Origin of the sequence: Cellulosimicrobium marinum, from assembly GCF_020551945.1 — a bacterium.
In the GTDB taxonomy this organism is placed as follows: Bacteria; Actinomycetota; Actinomycetes; order Actinomycetales; family Cellulomonadaceae; genus Cellulosimicrobium; species Cellulosimicrobium marinum.
In genome coordinates this window covers 830,932-848,284 of record NZ_JAJBZH010000001.1, presented here as the reverse complement: position 1 = coordinate 848,284, position 17,353 = coordinate 830,932, and the positions used below count along the sequence as shown (strand labels likewise).

Here is a 17,353-nt window from a genome sequence, read left to right as displayed (position 1 = left end):
GCGGCCGTCCCGTGACCTACGACCCCGTCACCTACCGGGGCCGCAACACGGTCGAGCGGTTCTACAACCGCATCAAGCAATGGCGAGCACTCGCGACCCGCTACGACAAGCACGCCGTGATCTTCCGCGGCGCCGTCATCGTCGCAGCGATCCTGATTTGGGTTCCCGCGCCGTGATTCCCAGATGGCGTCGGACTCACGGACATGCGCGACAGCATGTCAGGGGACGTCGGATGCCTCTCGGCGGCACCGCAAGCGGGATTCCTTCTCGGCCAGGAACGCATCAACGAGCTCGAACAGGACCGCGAGGGCGTGATGGTCGTCGTCGTCGGTCAGATCGTCGGGCCCCGGCGACTCGCGGCCCGGAAAGGCCAGTCCCCAGACGATCGCGGACCAGACCAGGTTGGGTCCCCGTGCGCCAGGTCGGGTTAGGAGCCACTCCTTGAAGCCATCGAGCACCCCACCTGTATAGCGATCCCCGTGCATGTCGTATCCCTCGAGCCACGCGACGACGCGAACCCATGTGGCCCGGCCGACATACATGCCTGGTCGCCTCGCGAACAGGGCAAGGAACTGCCGCTCTGACAACCTGGCTAGAGGTCGTTCGCCGGCACCGATTAGTCCCTCTGGCAACTCCGAGTTAGGACACACGCCCGCACTCTGCACCACCATGAGCAAGGCACTAGGGAGACACGCCCTAGGTGTGATGTCCAGGGAGGTTGTACCGAGTCCGTGAGGTCGACACGGGCTCTGAGCGCTGGCTGACGAGGGCCTCCGGTTGTGAAGTGGAGCTGTCGAGGAACCACTACTGCCAACCGGAGGCCCTCATGATCCACGCTAATGCCCTGCTTACCCCGAGAACGCGTCTGCGGCTCGCCCTGTTGGTCGTCGAGTCAGGCTGGACCTACGCGACGGCCGCGAAGATGTTCATGGTCTCCCCGCGCACCGCGAAGAAGTGGACCGAGCGATACCGCACCGAGGGCCCAGCGGGCATGAACGACCGCAGCTCGCGCCCGCACCGCAGCCCGACCCGCACCCCGCAGCCGGTGGTCAAGGCGATCGTGCGGCTGCGCTGGCGACACCGGCTGGGCCCGGTCCAGATCGCCGGGCGTCTCGGGATGGCGGCTTCCACGGTCCACATGGTGCTGGTGCGGTGCCGGATCAACCGGCTGGCGCGCATCGACCGGGTCACCGGGGAGCCGTTGCGCCGCTACGAGCACGACCGCCCGGGGTCGCTCATCCATGTGGATGTGACCAAGTTCGGCAATGTCCCCGACGGTGGCGGCTGGCGCTTCGTCGGGCGCGCCCAAGGAGGCCTCAACAAGCGCTCCACGGCCCACCGGACCGGGAACCGCGGCGACAACTACCGGGCGCTGGTCGGGACAGCCTTCGTGCACACCGTCGTCGACGACTTCTCCCGCGTCGCATACCTCGAGATCTGTACTGACGAGAAGGCCGCAACCGCGATCGGTGTCCTGCAACGCGCGGTGGCCTGGTTCGCCGAGCGAGGCGTGGCAGTCGAGCGCGTCCTGTCCGACAACGGATCGGCCTACAAGTCGTTCGCCTGGCGTGACGCCTGCGCGGAACTCGGGATCAAGCACAAGCGCACTCGGCCCTACCGGCCACAGACCAACGGAAAGATCGAGCGCTTCTACCGCACCCTGGCCGACGAGTGGGCCTACGCCCGCTTCTACACCTCAGAGACCGAGCGGCGCGCCGCCCTGCCCAGATGGCTGCACTTCTACAATCACCACAGACTCCACTCCGCGATCGGCAATCAAGCACCGATCAGCCGGCTGACCAACCTCTCTGGACATCACACCTAGCGAGTCCCCCCTGTCGCGCGCCGGTGCGGCGGGTCGTGCGCGATGTGAGCCCACGAGCGTTCGTCCGGCCCCCAGGACGGATCATGTCGGCCATCCGTGTTCCCGGCGCATTCGACATAGCAGTGCAGCCTCCGCACTGTTCTCGTCGAGCTCCTGAGTACTGATGACCGCGCCGTCGGCGGCGAAGGTCTTGCGAAGGACCCTGATGCCGTACTCGTATCGGGATTCTTCTGCCAGGGTGCCGACCTCGCGAAACTCTCTCTCCGTCCCATGCAAGACGCCTTGGACGTAGTGAGACTCGCCCTTCAGTACCCCCGATGGATACCAGTCACGTGCGGGACCCTCCTGTATGCCATCTCGATACACGACCTCGGACCTGCCCAGGTCGGGAGTCTCTTCGAAAGCCGTACCCGTGAACAGCGCACCGTCGAGCGTAAAGACGAGGTTGGAGTCGAAATCGAGCTCCGCGTCAGGAACTAGTCGATCGGCGTCCATACAGTCCCCGCTCTACTCATGATGCCTGCACGATCAGGGCTAACGCAGATGAGGCTGTTCGGCCTGGCTCTGTCTGGAACTTCTCGCACGACCCATCCGTGATGCCTCGGCATAGACGACGCTACCCCTTGCGCTCTGATCTACCGCACATCACCGGCTGGACAGTTCGAATGCATCGCGTTCTGCCGCCAACGCAGGGTCGGACGGACGGTCAGCCGCAGTCGAGCGCGGAGAACGCGGCGTCGCCGTCGAACGAGCGGCCGTCGCCGGACGCGGACACCTCGGCGTTCCCGGCGTCGACGGACGTCGCGCGCACCGCGAACGACTGGTAGGCGGAGCGGCCGGGTGCGACGTCCGCGACGGTGCGCGTGCCGAACGGCGTGGTGAGCGTGATGTCCGCCGGCACGTCGTCGTCGTTCGTGGCCCGGACGGCGACGTACGCGCGTCCGGCGAGGCAGCGGGCCTGTGCCTCGACGGCGACGTCGAGCGCGTCGTCGCCGGCGGTGAGGCCGATGACCCCGCGCACGGCGAGGGTGGCGCGCACGACGCTCGCCGCGGCGTCGGCGTCGGAGATCTGCGCCTGGGCGAGGTCGTGCGCGTCGGCGACGAGCGCGTCGGCGGCGGCCCAGTCGCCCGCGTCCGCGGCGTCGAGCGCCTCGCGCATGAGGTCCTGGACCTGCTCGCCCACGGCGGCGTCGATGGTCCCGCCGGTGACGCGGTCGCCCACGAGCTCGACGACGTCCGTGTACCAGGCGGGGTCGGCGGCGACCTCGGCGGGGACGTAGCCCGCCTCGACCGCGGCGCGCGTCGACGCGACGACGTCGTCCGCGTAGACCTGCGGGTCCGGGTACCAGTCGGCGAGGGTCGCGTCATCGACGGGCGTGGAGCCGCCGTCGAGGAAGCAGAAGCCGGGACCGGCGTTCGCCCCGGAGTTGAGACGCGTCGGCTCGTCCTGCTGCGCGAGGCGGATCCCGCCGAGGCCGAGGCCGAGCTCGTCGCGCGCCACCGCGGGGGGCGTGTCGTCCGTGAGCTCGATGGGAGCGGCGGACGGCGGCAGCGTGCCGTCCCCGACCCACGCCGCCACGTGGTCGTACACCGCGCCCTGCACCATGTGCTGGGGCACGCGCGACCCGGACGGCTGCTCGCACGTCTGCGGCGTGCCCGGGTAGCCGCCCGGTGCCGAGCCGACGTCGCGGATGCGCAGGCGCCCGTAGTCCGTGATGAGCTTCCAGTCGCCGTGCGACGCCCCCGCGACCTCCCACGTGCGCAGCAGGTCGGTGTCGGGCTGGCGCTCGCGCGCCCCGAGGAGGTTGATCGCGATGTCCGTCTCGCTGTTGATCTTGAACACGGGCGTGTCGATGTCGTCGCGGATCGACGCGCCGCCGCCGTGCAGCACGACCGCGTCCACGACGTCGGCGAGCGGGTCGACCGAGTTCACGTACGTCCGCAGGCGTCCCGCCGACTGCGAGTGGCCCGTCGCGACGACGCGGTCCGCGTCGAGCGGCCCGAGCGGCGCGGTGCCCTCGGGGTCGCGCACCGCCTCGACGGCCTGGCTGAACACGTCGTAGGACAGCGAGTCGTCGGTGACGGTGCCGCCGTCGGTGAGGTCGAGGGTGCCGTAGCGGTCCGGGCTCCACGTCCGCAGGCCGGTCGCGGAGTGGACGCCCGCGCGCTGGGCGGAGATGCCGACCCACGCGTAGCCCTCGCGGACGAGGTGCTCGTGCGTCTGGAACCAGTCGACCTCCTGGTCCCACTGGTTCGAGACGTTGTACCACTCGGCGATCACGGTGCCGTTGAACGCGGCCTGGTCGACGGGGCGGCGCACCACGATGCGGGTGCGGTACTCGTGCCCCGTGCTGAGGACCGTCGCGTCCGTGAGGCCGTCCGCCTGGTACCGCGTCGCCTCGCCGGAGAGGAAGAACTCCTCCTCGACGTACCCGTGCCCGGCGAGGTCGTAGTCCGTCGCGAGGAACGGGTAGCCGTGCGCCGGGTCGCCGACGGCGGACGTCGCCGGGACGGGTCCGACCACCTCGGCGTCGGGGACGGCGGCGGAGGCGGGCAGCGCCAGACCGGACAGGAGCAACGCTCCTGCGGCGGCGAGCGCGAGCGGACGACGTGCGGGGCGTGCAGGCATGTGCGACTCCTTCGTCGGGGCCCGACCGCGCCGTCGGGTCGTCAGCAGCCTAGGAGCGGGGTCCCGCCTTTGTCGACCGTTCGGCAGGTTTTGCAGCGCTCGCGACAGAAGGAGCCGCGTCGCTCCCTCCCTCAACCTTAATAGTCTTGATATGAGAGCCTTTTGAGGTCAAACTACTTGGGTAGGTGCACATGGGAAGGCAGAGAGTCACGGTCGGCCGGGAAGCGAGCGAGGCGCTCCGCCTTCTCGGCGTCCGCGTGAAGCAGGGCCGTATCGCCCGGCGCTGGACCCAGGTCGAGCTCGCCGAGCGGGTCGGCGTCTCTGCTCCGACGGTCGCGAGCATCGAACGTGGCGCCCCCTCCGTCAGCGCGGGTCACTACGTCCAGGCGGCGTTCCTCGTCGGCGTGCCGCTGTTCGGGATCGAGGACGCCGGCGAGCTGGCGCTGCGACGACGCCAGGGCGAGGACGTGCTCGCCCTGCTGCCGGCCGCGGTGCGACACCGGGCGGAGGACGCCGATGCCGCGTACGACCTCGACTTCTGAGCAGGCGGTCGTCTGGGTGTGGCTCCCCCAGGAGGTGACACCGGTCCCTGCAGGCGTCCTCCGCCGTCGCTCGGACGGGCGCGCCTGGTTCCGCTACGGCCGCACCTACCTGGACGACCCTCGTGCGATCAGCCTCTACGAACCGACCCTGCCGCTGCGCGACGCATGGATCGAGCCGCCCGCCGGCTGGGCGATCGCGCCCAACCTGCGCGACGCGGGGCCCGACGCCTGGGGGCAGCGCGTCATCCTGGACCGGCTGCACGGGCGGCGCGGTACGACGGCGGACGTCACCGACGTCGACGAGCTCACCTACCTGCTGCGATCCAGCTCGAACCGCGTGGGCGGGCTCGACTTCCAGGAGTCGTCGCGCCGGTACGTCGCCCGGGACGAGACGGCCGCGCTCGACGAGCTGTACGACGCCGCGAGCGCCCTGGATCACGGCCAGGAGCTGACTCCCGCGCTGCACGCGGCGCTCGAGTCCGGAACCGGGATCGGAGGAGCACGGCCGAAGGCGAACCTCGTCGACGGTGGACGCCAGATCATCGCCAAGTTCACGTCGTCGTCCGACACGTTCCCGGTCGTGCAGGCCGAAGCCGTCGCGATCCACCTCGCCGGCGCCGTCGGCATCGCCGTCCCCCGTGCCGAGGTCGTCCGCTCACGGGGCCGCTGGGCGCTCGTCGTCGAACGGTTCGACCGGACGCCCGACGGGGCGCGCCGGCTCGTCGTCAGCGGGCTGACGATGACCGGGCTCACCGAGTCGACCGCCCGGGTCGGGACATACCCCGAGCTCGTCGACGTGCTCCGCGCCCACGGGGCCGGGCCTGCCGTCGGCGAGGACGTGTTCCGGCGCGTCGCGTTCAACATCGCGATCTCGAACAACGACGACCACCTGCGCAACCACGCGGCGTTCTGGGACGGTCACCGACTCGCCCTCACGCCCGCGTACGACCTGAGCCCCGGCGCGCGCTCCGGGAACACCATGTTCCAGGCCATCGCGTACGGCCGCGACGGGCAGCGGGAGAGTCGGCTCGCGACCCTCGTCTCCGTGGCCGCCGAGTACGGCCTGACCGCCCGCGAGGCGCACGACGTCGTCGAGCACCTGGTGGAGACCATCGACGCCCGCTGGGACGAGGCGTGCGACGCCGCCCGGCTCACGCGGGCCGAGGCGGCGTCGCTCCACCGACGACAGTTCCTGCACCGCTCCGTGTTCTTCGACCTCGGGAAGTATCTCAAGGACACCGAGGACGGGCCGCAGGTGTCGATCTGACGTCACACCTCGGACGCCTCGCTGCGCATCACGCGCACGGCCGTCGCCTCCGCCTCGCGCTCGAACCGGTCGCCGGGGTCGGAGACGCTCACGCCGTCGCCGGTCGGCGTCCCGGAGACGGGGCCGCTGCGCTGCTGCACGACGTGGGTCAGCTCGTGGGCGAGCATCGTCCTCCCCGCGGTGGACGTCGTGTCGAACTTCCCGGCCCCGAAGACGACGTCCCGGCCCACGGTGTAGGCGTGGGCCCCGACGGCGGCGGCCGACGACGCGGCCGTCCCTCCGGTGTGGACGCGCACGTCGGAGAAGTCCGCGCCGAGGCGGGTCTCCATGTCGGAGCGGACGTCCGGGGAGAGCGGGGACCCGCCGCCGCGCCCGACGACGTCGAGCACGGGTGACCGGGCGCCGTCGAGCACGCGTTGCAGCGCGTCGTTGCCGACGTGCCGTTGCAGCGCCGTGACGTCGTCGGCGCCGAGCGCCCGGCCACCTGCCGCGGCGGCCGCGGCGCCGGCGTGGGCCGACGGCCCGGTGGTCTGCCGCGCGGGACCGTCCCCGCGGCGCGGCGGGGCCTGGTTGCGGGCGTGCTCCTGCTCCCTGGTCATTGCGTCGCTCCCTTCACGTCCGTACCGGTCGGGCTGCCGGTCGCCGCCTTCTTCTTCCGGCCCTGGTACCCGAGCACGGCCGAGGAGATGAACGCCCCGCCGCCCTGGACGTCCTCCTTGATCTTCAGGACGCCGCGAAACACCGACGCGTCCTGGAAGTAGAACGTGATGAGCTCGTCGAACGAGATCCCGGCCTGCTTGATCACCGACGCCGTCTCCTGCTTGTTCGCGCGGTAGTAGTCGCCCTCGCTGGGCTTGCCGAGCGCCTTGAGCACGAGCAGCGCCGTGATCTCCGTGGCGCCCTCGACGAGCGCGGGCCATCCCGTGGCGTCGCCGTCGCCGACGTGCTTGTCCCACCCGGCCCCGGACAGGATGTGGAGGGCCTCGTGGATCGCGTGGTGCGGCTTGACGACGTGCTGCCGCAGGTTGAGGTGCCGCGGGTTGCGGTTCCGTTCCGCGAACCCGAGGGATCGCCAGCTCCCCATGACGGTGCGCAGCACGGCGTCCATGCTCTGCGCTCCCGCGGGACCGGATCCCCACTCGACGACGCGCCTGCGGGCGAACTCGACCTCGTCGAGCACCCGCACGCGACCGGCGAGGTCCGTCGCGATCCTGTCCCGGGCACCCTGCGGGAGCCACGGGACGGCACGCAGGTCGCGCACGAGGTCGTCCTCCACGGCCTGCCGGAGCGCGTCCGGGCTCGCCTGCTGCTGCACCTGGGCGACGGCGGCCGCCACCTGGCCCTGGTGCTGGAGGTAGAACCGCGCGTCGGTGTCGAGCGTCGCGAGGTCCTTCGCCGCGGCGAGGACGTCGGCGAGCGAGACCGTGCGGTTCAGCACCGCGGACAGCACGCGCGGGAAGTCCACGACGACGGCGCGCTTGACCTCCTCCGGAAGCGTCCTCACCTCCGCGGGGGTCACCGCACGCTGCACGACGGCGCCCCCGGCGGTCCCGAGCGCCCGTGACACCTGGGCGTTCCCCACCTCGTGCTGGAGCACGGCAAGCCCGGCCGTACGGTGCGCGACGGCGGTCGCGGACGACGTCGCACCCTGGCGCGCCACTCGTGCGGGCTCCCGGCGCGGAACGGCCTTCCGGGGACGTTCGTCGTGCTCGGTCATCGCTCCACCAGCTCCCAGTACGGTCCGAACTCGGACGACTGGGTGAGCCGGCCGAGCTTGCGGTGCTCGCGGTGCACCGCGGTGACGAGGTGCCGCATCTCGACGACGCCCGTGTCGGCGGCGGCGAGGTAGGCGGCGGTGACGGCGGCGGACCGGATGCCTCCGCCGGCGAGCTCGAACGCCTTGGCGCAGAAGTCGAGGTCGAGGTCGTCCGCGCGGGGCACCACGGGTCCGAGGCACCGGTCCCACAGGAGGCGGCGCGCGGCGTCGTCGGGCACGGGGAAGTCGACGACGACGTCGAGGCGACGCGTGAACGCCTCGTCGATGTTGGCGCGCAGGTTGGTGGACAGGACGACGAGCCCGTCGAACGTCTCCATGCGTTGCAGCAGGTAGGCGCTCTCGATGTTGGCGTAGCGGTCGTGGGCGTCCTTGACCTCGGAGCGGCGGCCGAACACGGCGTCCGCCTCGTCGAACAGCAGCACGGCGTTGACCCCGGCGGCGCCGGTGAAGATGCGTTCGAGGTTCTTCTCCGTCTCGCCCACGTACTTGTCCACCACGGCGGCGAGGTCCACGACGTACAGCTCCAGCCCGAGGTCGTGCGCGACGACCTCGGCGGACATCGTCTTGCCCGTCCCCGACCCGCCCGCGAACAGCGCGGCGACGCCGCGACCGCGCGCCCCGCCCGGCCGCATGCCCCAGTCGCCGAGCACGCGGTCGCGGTGCCGGGCGCGCTGCGACACCTCGCGCAGGGCGCGCAGCGGCTGCTCCGCGAGGACGAGGTCGTCCCAGCCGACGGCGGGCGTCACGCGCCGCGCGAGCCGGTCGAGCGCGGTCCCGTTCTCGGCGCGCGCCCCGCGGCGCACGTCGTCGGCGGTCACCCGGCCGTCGGGCCGCAGGACGGCCTGCGCGACGGCGGCGCGCGCCGCCCGGACGACCTGCTCGGGCCGCAGCCGGAACGGGGCGACGACGTCCCCGACGTCCAGCCCGGCGGCCGTCCCTCCCAGCGCCGCGGTCCACAGGGCCGCGCGCTGCGCGGTCGTCGCGGCGTCCTCGTCGACCGTGAGGGGCGCCGTCCCGGCCCACGCGGGGTCCCAGGCGCGCTCCCCCACCAGCACGACCACCCCCGGCGCGGCCGTGAGCGCCGCGAGCGCACCGGGGACGTCGCACACGGCCTCCACCGGTTCCGCGACGAGCACGGCGCCGCGCAGCGTCGCCTCGAGGACCGCGGCACGCACCGTCGCGACCGGCTCCGGCACGGCGCGCCGCAGGTCCAGCCCGACGGCGCCCCCGCCCCCCGCGGAGACCGCCGCCACCGCGGACGACGCGGCGACCCCGCCCGCGGGCTGGCGCACGTGCACGAGGCGCGCCCCGGCGTCGAGCACGCCCCGCAGCGCCGCGGTCCCGGCCGTCTCGACCGGCAGGAGGTCGACGAGCGCGTCCGCGAGTGCCGGGTCCGGGGTGTCGTCGCCGAGGAGGTGCCCGACGACGCGATCCGGCACCCGCAGCGCGCGTCCGGGCAGGGGACGGTCGCCGTCCTCGACGACGACGAGCCCGACGGCGACGAGGGGCCCGTGGGTGACCCGGTGGCGGGCGTCGCTGGAGGTGAGGGCGCCCCCGCAGAGGGCGAACGCGGTGGCGACGGAGGGGTGGCGGCGGGAGACGTCGTCGTTGAGGTAGCCGAAGAGCTGGTCGAACCGGTGGTCGATCTCCCCGGCGAGGGCGACGACGAGGAGGTCGGTGTCGAGGTCGGTGAGGTCGGCGGACCGGGCGAGCGCGCGCAGCCGCACGGTCTCGCCGGCGCGCTCGGCGGCGTCGGCCGCGGACTCGACCCGGTCGGCGAGGTCCGCGGCGACGCCTCGGTCCACGCCGGGGCGGGGTCCGGCGAGCAGGTGGTCGACGGCGTCGTCGGAGAGGTAGAGGCCGCGGAAGGGGTCGTCGGCGGCGGGGTCGCCGACGCGTCGTCGGGCGACGAGCTCACGCACGCGCTCCTCGAGGACGGCGAGGCGCCCGGCGAGGTGCGCGAGGCTCGCGGTCACGACGGTCTCCGGTGCCGTCGACGCCGGGGGTCGGCGCCGCCGTCGGGCAGGGTGCTGCTCGCGGCGAGCAGGAGCTCCTCGCGGACGGGCGGGCCGACCTCGCCGCGCTCGGGGCGCAGGAGCGGGGCGGTGACGGCGACCTCGACGGACGGCTTGAGCTCGCCGCCGAGCGAGGACCACACGTCGGTGACGCTGCGGTCCTCCGCGGGCGGCATCCCGACGGTCACGGGGACGGGTCCGCCCGCCTCGGCGAGCGAGCCGACGACGTGCTCGGGGGGCAGCATGTCGAGCCCGATCAGCGCGGCGAGCACCTGGTCGAGCAAACGGTGCTCGTCCTCGGGGCGCTGCGTCCAGGCGGTGACGAGGTAGGAGAGCCGGAAGTGCCGGGGCGGGTCCGCACGGCCGATCACGGTGCCGTCGGGGCCGCGGCGCGGGATCACGCCGTGGGAGCGGCGCGTGACGTCCTCGCGCACGTCGTACAGGTAGACGTCGACGGTGGGGGCGTTGCGGCGCGCCGCCCAGTCCTTCGTGGGTGCGTCGAACGCCACGTCGATCTCGCCGAGCGCGGCGCGCACCAGGGCGCGCAGGGCGTCGTCGACCTCGGTGATCATCGCGTCATCCCCTCTCCAGGAAGTCGGGTGCGCCGAGGTTCGGGGTGACGACGAGCAGCGGCACGTCGAGCTCGCACCACAGCGCGCCGGGTGCGGGGACGTCGGGGCACGGCGGCGCGACGGGCGCGTCGTCCGGGGTCTCGGGGGGCTCGACCTCGCGCGGGAACCCGGCGTCGAGCAGCGGGGCGAGGTCGGTCGGGGCGCCGCTCGTCACGCGCAGCCACCGTTCGCCGCGCAGGTCGTTGGACACGACGACCACGGGGACGCTGAGGCGGCCGTCGGCGTTCGTCCGGTACGGGCCGGGCGCCGTCGTGATGCCCGCCGACCACGTGAGGTGGACGTCGGCGTCGGGCGGGAAGTCCTCCCCGTACGCGAGCACCACCTTGCCGGGGCGCAGCACCTCCGGCAGGAGGCGGACCCACGGCTGCAGGACCTCCAGGTCGGCGGAGTCGTCCGCGGTGGTCTCCGCGCCGCCGCTGCGGGCCGTGGCGCCGACCGTCACCGTGCCCGTCCCGGCCGGGCCCGCCGGGGCCAGTGCCGCGACGACCTCGACCTCGCCGCCCGGGAGCAGGTCGGTGACCGGGCACGTCCCCCACGCGCCGAGGCAGTCGTCGGTCGCGGCGTGGTCGTCCACCGCGTCGTCGTCGACGGGTGCCGCAGGCTCCGCGCCCGGCGGGGGCGCCGCGGTGAGGACGAGGTCCGACGCCGTCGCGTCGCCCGTGTTCCGCACCGTCACCGTCACGAGGACGTCCGGCCCGCCGACCCACGCGCGCGGCTCCGACAGCTCGACGGACACCGCCAGCCGGGCCGCTGTCCCGTCCTCGTCGGGGGCGACGACCGTCAGCGTCGTCGTCGCGGCGTTGTCGGCCACGTCCGCCTCGGCGCCGGGGTTGACCACCACCGCGGTGACGGCGTGCGCACCCGCCGCGGTCGCGACGACGGGCAGCACGACGACGAGCCGCCCGCCCGGCGCGAGGGTGCGCCCGGGGCGGCACGTCACGAGGGTCGTCCCCGCCGCCGCCCCCGGGGCGGCCTCGCAGCCCGTCGGGAGGTCCCCCGCGCGCAGGCCCGCGGGAAGGCCGACCACGACCGTCGGCGTCGCGGGTGCCCTCCCGGGGTTCGTCACGGTCACGGTGACGTCCGACCCCGTGCCGGGCGCGAGGCGCCCCGGGTCCGCCGCGACCCGCACCGCGACGTCGCCCACGGGCTGCACGTCCGGGTCGGTGAGCACCGCCGGGCTGTCCACCACCGTGCGCAGTCCCGTGCCGTCCGCCGCGACGACCGAGTACAGGTCCCGGTCGTCCGGCCGCCCCGCGGCCTGCCCGCTGAACACGACACGGCGACCGTCGCCCGTCCACGCCGGGTCGCCGGACACCGCGACCTCGCCGCGGCTCGGCGTCGGGACCACGGGCGGCACGGGCAGCGGCTCCGGCTCCTCGGACGGGCCCGGCGTCGGCACCACGTCCGGCTGGGTGGTCCGCACCCGGGCGTCGGCGTCCATCCCGGTCAGCGCACGCACCCCCGTGACGACCGGGACGTCGTCCGCGGAGGTGGCGTTGGTCAGGTCCGCCGGCTCGACGTCGAGCACCGAGATCCCGCCCGGTGCGACCGCGGGCTCTCCCTCCACGCGAAGGTTGCTCACCGCGATCCGTGTCCCGTCGGGGGACCATGCCGGTTCACGCCCGTGAAGGGTCGCGGACCGGACCGGACACCGGTCGTCGGTGCTGTAGCGCGGGCAGTCTGCGACGACGTCGAGGGTCAGCGGCACCCACTCGCGCGTCGCGACACGCAGGACCACCAGAGCCGACGACGACCCGCCCTCCTGCGGCTGACCGGCCTCCGCGAGCACCCACTCGCCGTCCGGCGACCACGACGGGTGCAGGGCCGACCACGAGCTGGCGCCGTCGTCGACCACCCAGTCCTGCCGACCGGAACCCACGTCGATCCACCCCACTCCCGGACTCTCCTCCGAGCCGTCGACCGACGAGTACGCGACGTGCGACCCGTCCGGCGACCAGTCGGGGTTGGCCGCGCCGTAGGGCTCCGCCGGGTCCAGCGACTCGTACACCCGCGTGCCCGGGTCGCCCACCAGGAGGTCACCGAGCTCGGCGTCCGGGTCCTGCGGGAACTCCACCGGGGGCCGGGTGGCGAGCGCGAGCCGGGTGCCGTCGGGCGCGTACGCGGGCTGCGCGTCGTCGAGACGGTCCTCCCCGGTCGGGCTCACGACCCGCATCCCCGTCCCCGTCGCCGCGCGCGCGTCCGCGACGACCCGCCCTCCGGTGCGCTGGGTGAACCGCAGCCGGGCGGAGGCCGCGTCGGGCCCGTCGTCGCTCCCCTCCCACTCGATCGAGGTGACGTCCACCCAGTCGGCGTGCGACGCGGGCGCGGCGGCGGCCACGGGCCACGCCTCGTGCACCACCGGGCTGAACGTCCCGTCGAGGTACGCCACCCAGACCGACGGCTCGCCCTCGTCGTCGGGCACGGTCCACGCCAGGAGCACGCCGGCACCCTCGTCGTCCAGCTCCACGAGCCGCGCCGACGGCTCGCTCCCCACCGCGGGCACGCCCGCCACGAGCTCCGGGCACCCGCCCTCGGGCGTCGGTTCCTCGTCGCAGAACGGGTCCGACACGGACGGCGACTCGCTCGGGTCGTCGACCGGCCACCACCAGTACTCCAGCGGCATCGTCGCCACCGACCCCTCGGCCCGGAAGCGCGTCGTCGTGAACAGCACGAGCATCTCCCCGTACTGCAGGTCGACCACCGTCGGCATCGTGTCCGCACCCGGGTCGTCCGTCAGGCGCCCCACCGTCCCGGCAGTGACGACCGCGTCGGCCGCGACCGCCGAGGCGCTCCCCGACCCGCCCGAGCTCCCGATCGGCACCGCGTAGAGGTCGCCCAGCGGGTCGTCGCGGGTCGAGGAGAAGAAGAGGATCTCGCCGTCGCGCCCCCACGCGGGCCACAGCTCGTCCGAGCCCCGGCCCGGCGCTGGGGAGACCGCGTCGTCGCCCGCGCACTCCTCGCCCGTGGTCGCCACCACGACCTCCCAGTCACCCGACGCGTCCGTCGCGTACGCGACGAGCGACAGGTCCGGCGACAGGACGGGGTGCGTCTCCTGCGCGTCGTCGCACGTCACGCGGACGCTCTCCCACGTCGGCTTCCCGCCGGAGGTCTGCGCGGGCAGCAGACGACGCACCTCGACGTCCACGTCGCCCGAGCCCGGGTCCGTCGTCACCACCGCGTAGGCGTCCTCGACGCCCGGGGGCGGCTGCGCCGTCGACGTCTCGCCCTCGTGCGCCCGGCCCGAGGTCGTGACCTGCGGGTCGCCGACCTCCACGTCCGAGACGAACCAGCCCCCGCCGTCGTCGCCCGAGTCCTGCGGTTCCTCGTACTCCACCGGGAAGTCCAGCCCGACCTCGGCGACCGCGTCCGCACCCCGCGAGAACGCCACGCGCGGGTCCGCCGCGAGCGTCGTCGGCAGACCCGCGGGATGGGCGGCGGCGACCAGGCGCGCAGCCTCGGTGAGCCCCGACGCCCCGCCCGGGGCGAGGACGGCACCGGTGACGACGAGGCCGACGACGCCCGCGAGCGCCGCCCCCCGCACCAGCTTCCCCATCGACCACCTCCCGGCCCCGGCCGCGGCCGCACCACGGCGCCACGGGTCGCGCCTCGTCCGAACCACGCTGCCGCGACCCCCGCCCGGGCGGCAGCGGTCCGCGTCCCTCGGAACGGGCACCGACCGGTGCCCGAAAGGGCAGGCCGCGGCCGCGGCGTCGGGCACGACGCCGAACCCGGGTGTCAGATGAGTCCTTCCCGGAGCGCGTACGCCACCGCGTGGACGCGGTTGCGGAGCTGGAGGCGGGACGTCACGTCGTGCAGGACGTTCTTCACCGTGCGCTCCGAGTAGGCGAGGTGGCGTGCCACCTCGGCGGTGTCGAGGCCGTCCGCGATGAGGCGCAGCACCTCCACCTCGCGCGCGGCGAGACCGGAGAACGTCAGGCCGCGCGGCTGGAGCACCTGGCGCTGCAGCGACCCCACCTGGTCGAGGAGCTTGCCGAGCAGGTCCGGCGGGAGGCTCCCCTCGCCCGTCGCCGCCGCACGCACCACCCGCACGAGTCGCTCCGGCGTCGCGTCCGCGCGCCGCACCATGCCGACGACGCCCGCCTCGACCGCGGCGACCACGTCCCGGTCGTCGAGACGCCCCGCGACGAGCACCACCCGCCCGTGGCCCTGACGGCGCGCCGCCCGGACGAGCCGCAGCGCGTCGTCGTCGAGCTGGTCCGTCACGACGACGGTCACCTGCGCCTCGTCCGGCTGCTCCCCCCGGCCCAGCACGCGCACCTCCGGCCGTGGGCGCAGCGCCCCGACCACCCCGCCCTCCGAGATCGGGTCCTGCGCCGTCACCGCCACCGTGGTCCGGTCCGTCGTCGTCAGCATGGCTCCCCCGCTCGTCGTCACCCTCGCCGCGCCGGCCCTGGTCGCGTCGCCCCGGGCCCCGCTGCCCGGACGACCCAGTCTCCGCAGGCCGCTCACCGGGCACTCATCAAGGACTCAACGGGCACCAGGTCTGCCCCGAAGGACGCCCCGCCGCCGCTGCGCGAACCTCCCGCACGTCCCTAGCGTCGAGCGCATGGGAACGTTGGCGACGCTGGACGCGTCGGGCATCGAGCTGACCCCCGGCGAGGAGGTCAGCGTGCCGCTGACCGTGCGCAACACCGGCTCGATCGTCGAGGCGTACCAGCTCGAGGTGCTCGGCGTGCCGGCGGGCTGGACCGTCGTCGAGCCCGCCACCATCGACGGCCTCTACCCCGAGACCGCGACGACCGCCGTCCTCACGTTCCGTCCGCCCCGCACCGCCGAGGTGCCGGCCGGGCCGCTGCAGTTCGGGGTACGCGTGGTGCCGCTCGAGCACCCCGACGACGCGGTCGTCCCCGAGGGCTCCGTCGAGGTCCTGCCGTTCCTCGACACGACCGCCGAGCTCGTCCCGCGGTCCACGCACGGCCGCCGGGGCGCGAAGCACCAGGTCGCGGTCGACAACCGCGGCAACACCCCCGTCACCGTGCTCCTCGCGTGCGCCGACGGGACGGGCGACCTCGCGTTCAAGGTCGCCGACCCGCAGCTCGTCGTCGCCCCGGGGACCGCCGCGTTCACCGACGTGCGGGTGCGCCCCGAGCAGACGTTCTGGCGCGGCCCCGACAAGACGCTCCCCTTCGTCGTGCAGGTCGCGGCGGAGAGCTCCGTCCCCGTGACCCTCGACGGCACCCACGTGCAGGTCGCGATCCTGCCGAGGTGGTTCCTCAAGGCGCTGCTCGCCGCGCTCGCGCTCCTCGCGGTGCTCGTCGCCCTGTGGTTCACGCTCCTCAAGCCGGCCATCGCGTCCGCCGCGCAGGAGGCCGTCGGCGACGACCTCTCCCAGGCGCAGGAGGCAGCAGCGGCGGCGCAGGAGGCCGCGAAGGAGGCGTCGACCGCGGCGCAGCAGGCGAGCGGCGCGGCGTCGGACGCCGAGGTCGCCGCGACGGAGGCGGGCAGCACGCTCGCGGAGACCGAGGACACCGTCGCCGACTTCGTCCCGCCCTCCGGCACGTCGGTGCCCGTGCGGCAGCGGCTCCAGGCCGACCCGCCCCCTGCGGCCGGCGAGACGCAGACGGTGACGTTCGAGGTCCCCGACGAGTCGACGCTCACCATCGACGACGTCATCCTCAGCAACCCGCAGGGCGACTTCGGGCGCCTCACCATCTCGCACGACGAGGACGAGTTCCTCGACTTCGCGCTCGAGAACTTCCGCGACCTCGACTACCACTTCCAGTCCCCCATCACCCTGGAGGGCGGCGAGGAGCTGACGATGGAGGTCACGTGCCGCCAGCCCGGCGCCCCCGTGGGCGTCGACCCCGCACCCACCACGTGCGACACGTCGCTGTACTTCGGCGGGACCCTGTTCACGCCCGACCCCGACGCGGCCGCCACGGCCACCACCCCCTGATGCCCACCGGACCCGCCGTGTGCGCCGGCGACCAGGTCGTCTGCCCGCTCGTCGACGGCGTGACACCGCACGTCGGCGGGCCCATCACACCCGCGGCGTGCGTCGCGACCGTCCTCGCCGGGAACCGGCCCGTCGCCGTCGCGAACGGGGCGGGCGTCGTGTGCGCCTCACCGGCCCCGAACGGCATCGCCGTCGGGAGCGTCACCGTCCTCGCGGGCGGCCTCCCCGTCGCTCGGCTCGGCGACACCACCGTCCACGGCGGCACCGTGATCGGCCCCGGGTGCCCCACCGTCGTCGTCGGCGGGTGACGCGCGGCCAGGTGGAGCCCACGCGAAGGTGCGAGGATGCCGGGCATGAGCTTCGTCCTGCGCGTCCTCGTCACCGGCCTCGCCATCTGGCTCACGAGCCTGTTCCTCGACGACCACTTCCAGGTCGTCGGATCCGACACGGCCGGCGGCCGGCTCGTCATCATCCTCGTCGTGGCCCTGCTGTACTCCCTCGTCAACGCCGTCATCAAGCCGATCGTGCAGGTCCTGTCGATCCCGCTCTACATCCTCACGCTCGGCCTGTTCTCCCTCGTCGTCAACGCGCTCATGCTCATGCTCACCGCGTGGATCACCGAGCAGACCGACTGGGGCATCCGCATCATCGGCGGGTTCTGGTGGGCGCTGCTCGCCGCGCTGATCATCGGCCTCATCAACTTCGCCGTCTCCGCCGTGCTGCCCAAGCGTCAGGAGCGCTGAGGCCGC

15 protein-coding genes are annotated in these 17,353 nt (G+C 73.7%); 6 read left to right on the top strand and 9 right to left on the bottom strand.

Annotated elements, in window-relative coordinates:
• Positions 1 to 218: 218 nt before the first annotated feature.
• Positions 219 to 458, bottom strand: coding sequence for a hypothetical protein (locus LGQ04_RS03865; protein ID WP_229242342.1), 240 nt, complete (start codon positions 456 to 458; stop codon positions 219 to 221).
• A gap of 368 nt (positions 459 to 826) precedes the next feature.
• On the opposite strand from LGQ04_RS03865, the gene LGQ04_RS03860 reads away from it, so the two are divergent.
• Positions 827 to 1,825, top strand: coding sequence for an IS481 family transposase (locus tag LGQ04_RS03860; protein WP_229242341.1), 999 nt, complete (start codon positions 827 to 829; stop codon positions 1,823 to 1,825).
• 81 nt (positions 1,826 to 1,906) lie between these two features.
• On the opposite strand, the gene LGQ04_RS03855 is transcribed toward LGQ04_RS03860, so the two are convergent.
• Both LGQ04_RS03855 and LGQ04_RS03850 read right to left on the bottom strand, forming a co-directional pair.
• The gene (locus tag LGQ04_RS03855) at positions 1,907 to 2,320 is read right to left on the bottom strand and encodes a toxin-antitoxin system YwqK family antitoxin (protein ID WP_229242340.1); all 414 of its coding nucleotides are present in this window, start codon (positions 2,318 to 2,320) and stop codon (positions 1,907 to 1,909) included.
• A 211-nt stretch (positions 2,321 to 2,531) separates the two neighbouring features.
• Positions 2,532 to 4,454 (bottom strand): alpha/beta hydrolase domain-containing protein, encoded by a 1,923-nt coding sequence (locus tag LGQ04_RS03850; RefSeq protein WP_229242339.1) that lies wholly within the window; start codon positions 4,452 to 4,454, stop codon positions 2,532 to 2,534.
• 191 nt (positions 4,455 to 4,645) lie between these two features.
• Here LGQ04_RS03850 and LGQ04_RS03845 point away from each other — a divergent pair, with 191 nt between their 5' ends.
• Together LGQ04_RS03845 and LGQ04_RS03840 are read left to right on the top strand one after the other, a co-directional pair.
• Positions 4,646 to 4,996, top strand: coding sequence for a helix-turn-helix transcriptional regulator (locus LGQ04_RS03845; RefSeq protein ID WP_229242337.1), 351 nt, complete (start codon positions 4,646 to 4,648; stop codon positions 4,994 to 4,996).
• Positions 4,971 to 6,263 (top strand): type II toxin-antitoxin system HipA family toxin, encoded by a 1,293-nt coding sequence (locus tag LGQ04_RS03840; RefSeq protein WP_229242335.1) that lies wholly within the window; start codon positions 4,971 to 4,973, stop codon positions 6,261 to 6,263. Before LGQ04_RS03845 ends, LGQ04_RS03840 begins: the two co-directional genes overlap by 26 nt.
• Positions 6,264 to 6,265: 2 nt before the next feature.
• Here LGQ04_RS03840 and LGQ04_RS03835 read toward each other — a convergent pair whose 3' ends face one another.
• The 6 genes from LGQ04_RS03835 to LGQ04_RS03810 all read right to left on the bottom strand — a co-directional run bounded on the left by LGQ04_RS03835 (position 6,266) and on the right by LGQ04_RS03810 (position 15,061).
• The gene (locus tag LGQ04_RS03835) at positions 6,266 to 6,862 is read right to left on the bottom strand and encodes an eCIS core domain-containing protein (protein WP_229242333.1); all 597 of its coding nucleotides are present in this window, start codon (positions 6,860 to 6,862) and stop codon (positions 6,266 to 6,268) included.
• Positions 6,859 to 7,980 carry a hypothetical protein gene (locus LGQ04_RS03830; RefSeq protein ID WP_229242332.1) on the bottom strand — a complete coding sequence of 374 codons (1,122 nt, stop codon included), beginning with the start codon at positions 7,978 to 7,980 and terminating at the stop codon, positions 6,859 to 6,861. Before LGQ04_RS03830 ends, LGQ04_RS03835 begins: the two co-directional genes overlap by 4 nt.
• Entirely contained in the window at positions 7,977 to 10,016 is a 2,040-nt protein-coding gene (locus LGQ04_RS17625) for an ATP-binding protein (protein WP_229242331.1), read from the bottom strand. Before LGQ04_RS17625 ends, LGQ04_RS03830 begins: the two co-directional genes overlap by 4 nt.
• The gene (locus tag LGQ04_RS03820; RefSeq protein WP_229242329.1) at positions 10,013 to 10,627 is read right to left on the bottom strand and encodes a Pvc16 family protein; all 615 of its coding nucleotides are present in this window, start codon (positions 10,625 to 10,627) and stop codon (positions 10,013 to 10,015) included. The genes LGQ04_RS17625 and LGQ04_RS03820 overlap by 4 nt, the downstream gene beginning before the upstream one ends.
• Before the next feature lie 4 nt (positions 10,628 to 10,631).
• A complete protein-coding gene (locus LGQ04_RS03815) occupies positions 10,632 to 14,240 on the bottom strand; it encodes a hypothetical protein (RefSeq protein ID WP_229242328.1) in 3,609 nt (1,202 codons plus the stop codon).
• Between the two features lie 182 nt (positions 14,241 to 14,422).
• Positions 14,423 to 15,061, bottom strand: a complete 639-nt coding sequence (locus LGQ04_RS03810) for a helix-turn-helix transcriptional regulator (protein ID WP_229242326.1) — start codon at positions 15,059 to 15,061, stop codon at positions 14,423 to 14,425.
• Between the two features lie 193 nt (positions 15,062 to 15,254).
• Here LGQ04_RS03810 and LGQ04_RS03805 point away from each other — a divergent pair, with 193 nt between their 5' ends.
• The 3 genes from LGQ04_RS03805 to LGQ04_RS03795 are packed head-to-tail and all read left to right on the top strand — an operon-like array spanning position 15,255 to position 17,347.
• Positions 15,255 to 16,604: a COG1470 family protein gene (locus tag LGQ04_RS03805; RefSeq protein ID WP_229242324.1), complete on the top strand. Its 1,350-nt coding sequence runs from the start codon at positions 15,255 to 15,257 to the stop codon at positions 16,602 to 16,604.
• A complete protein-coding gene (locus tag LGQ04_RS03800; protein ID WP_229242322.1) occupies positions 16,604 to 16,912 on the top strand; it encodes a PAAR domain-containing protein in 309 nt (102 codons plus the stop codon). Before LGQ04_RS03805 ends, LGQ04_RS03800 begins: the two co-directional genes overlap by 1 nt.
• A gap of 45 nt (positions 16,913 to 16,957) precedes the next feature.
• Complete coding sequence (locus LGQ04_RS03795) at positions 16,958 to 17,347, top strand: phage holin family protein (RefSeq protein ID WP_229242320.1); 390 nt, start codon at positions 16,958 to 16,960, stop codon at positions 17,345 to 17,347.
• Positions 17,348 to 17,353: the final 6 nt, after the last annotated feature.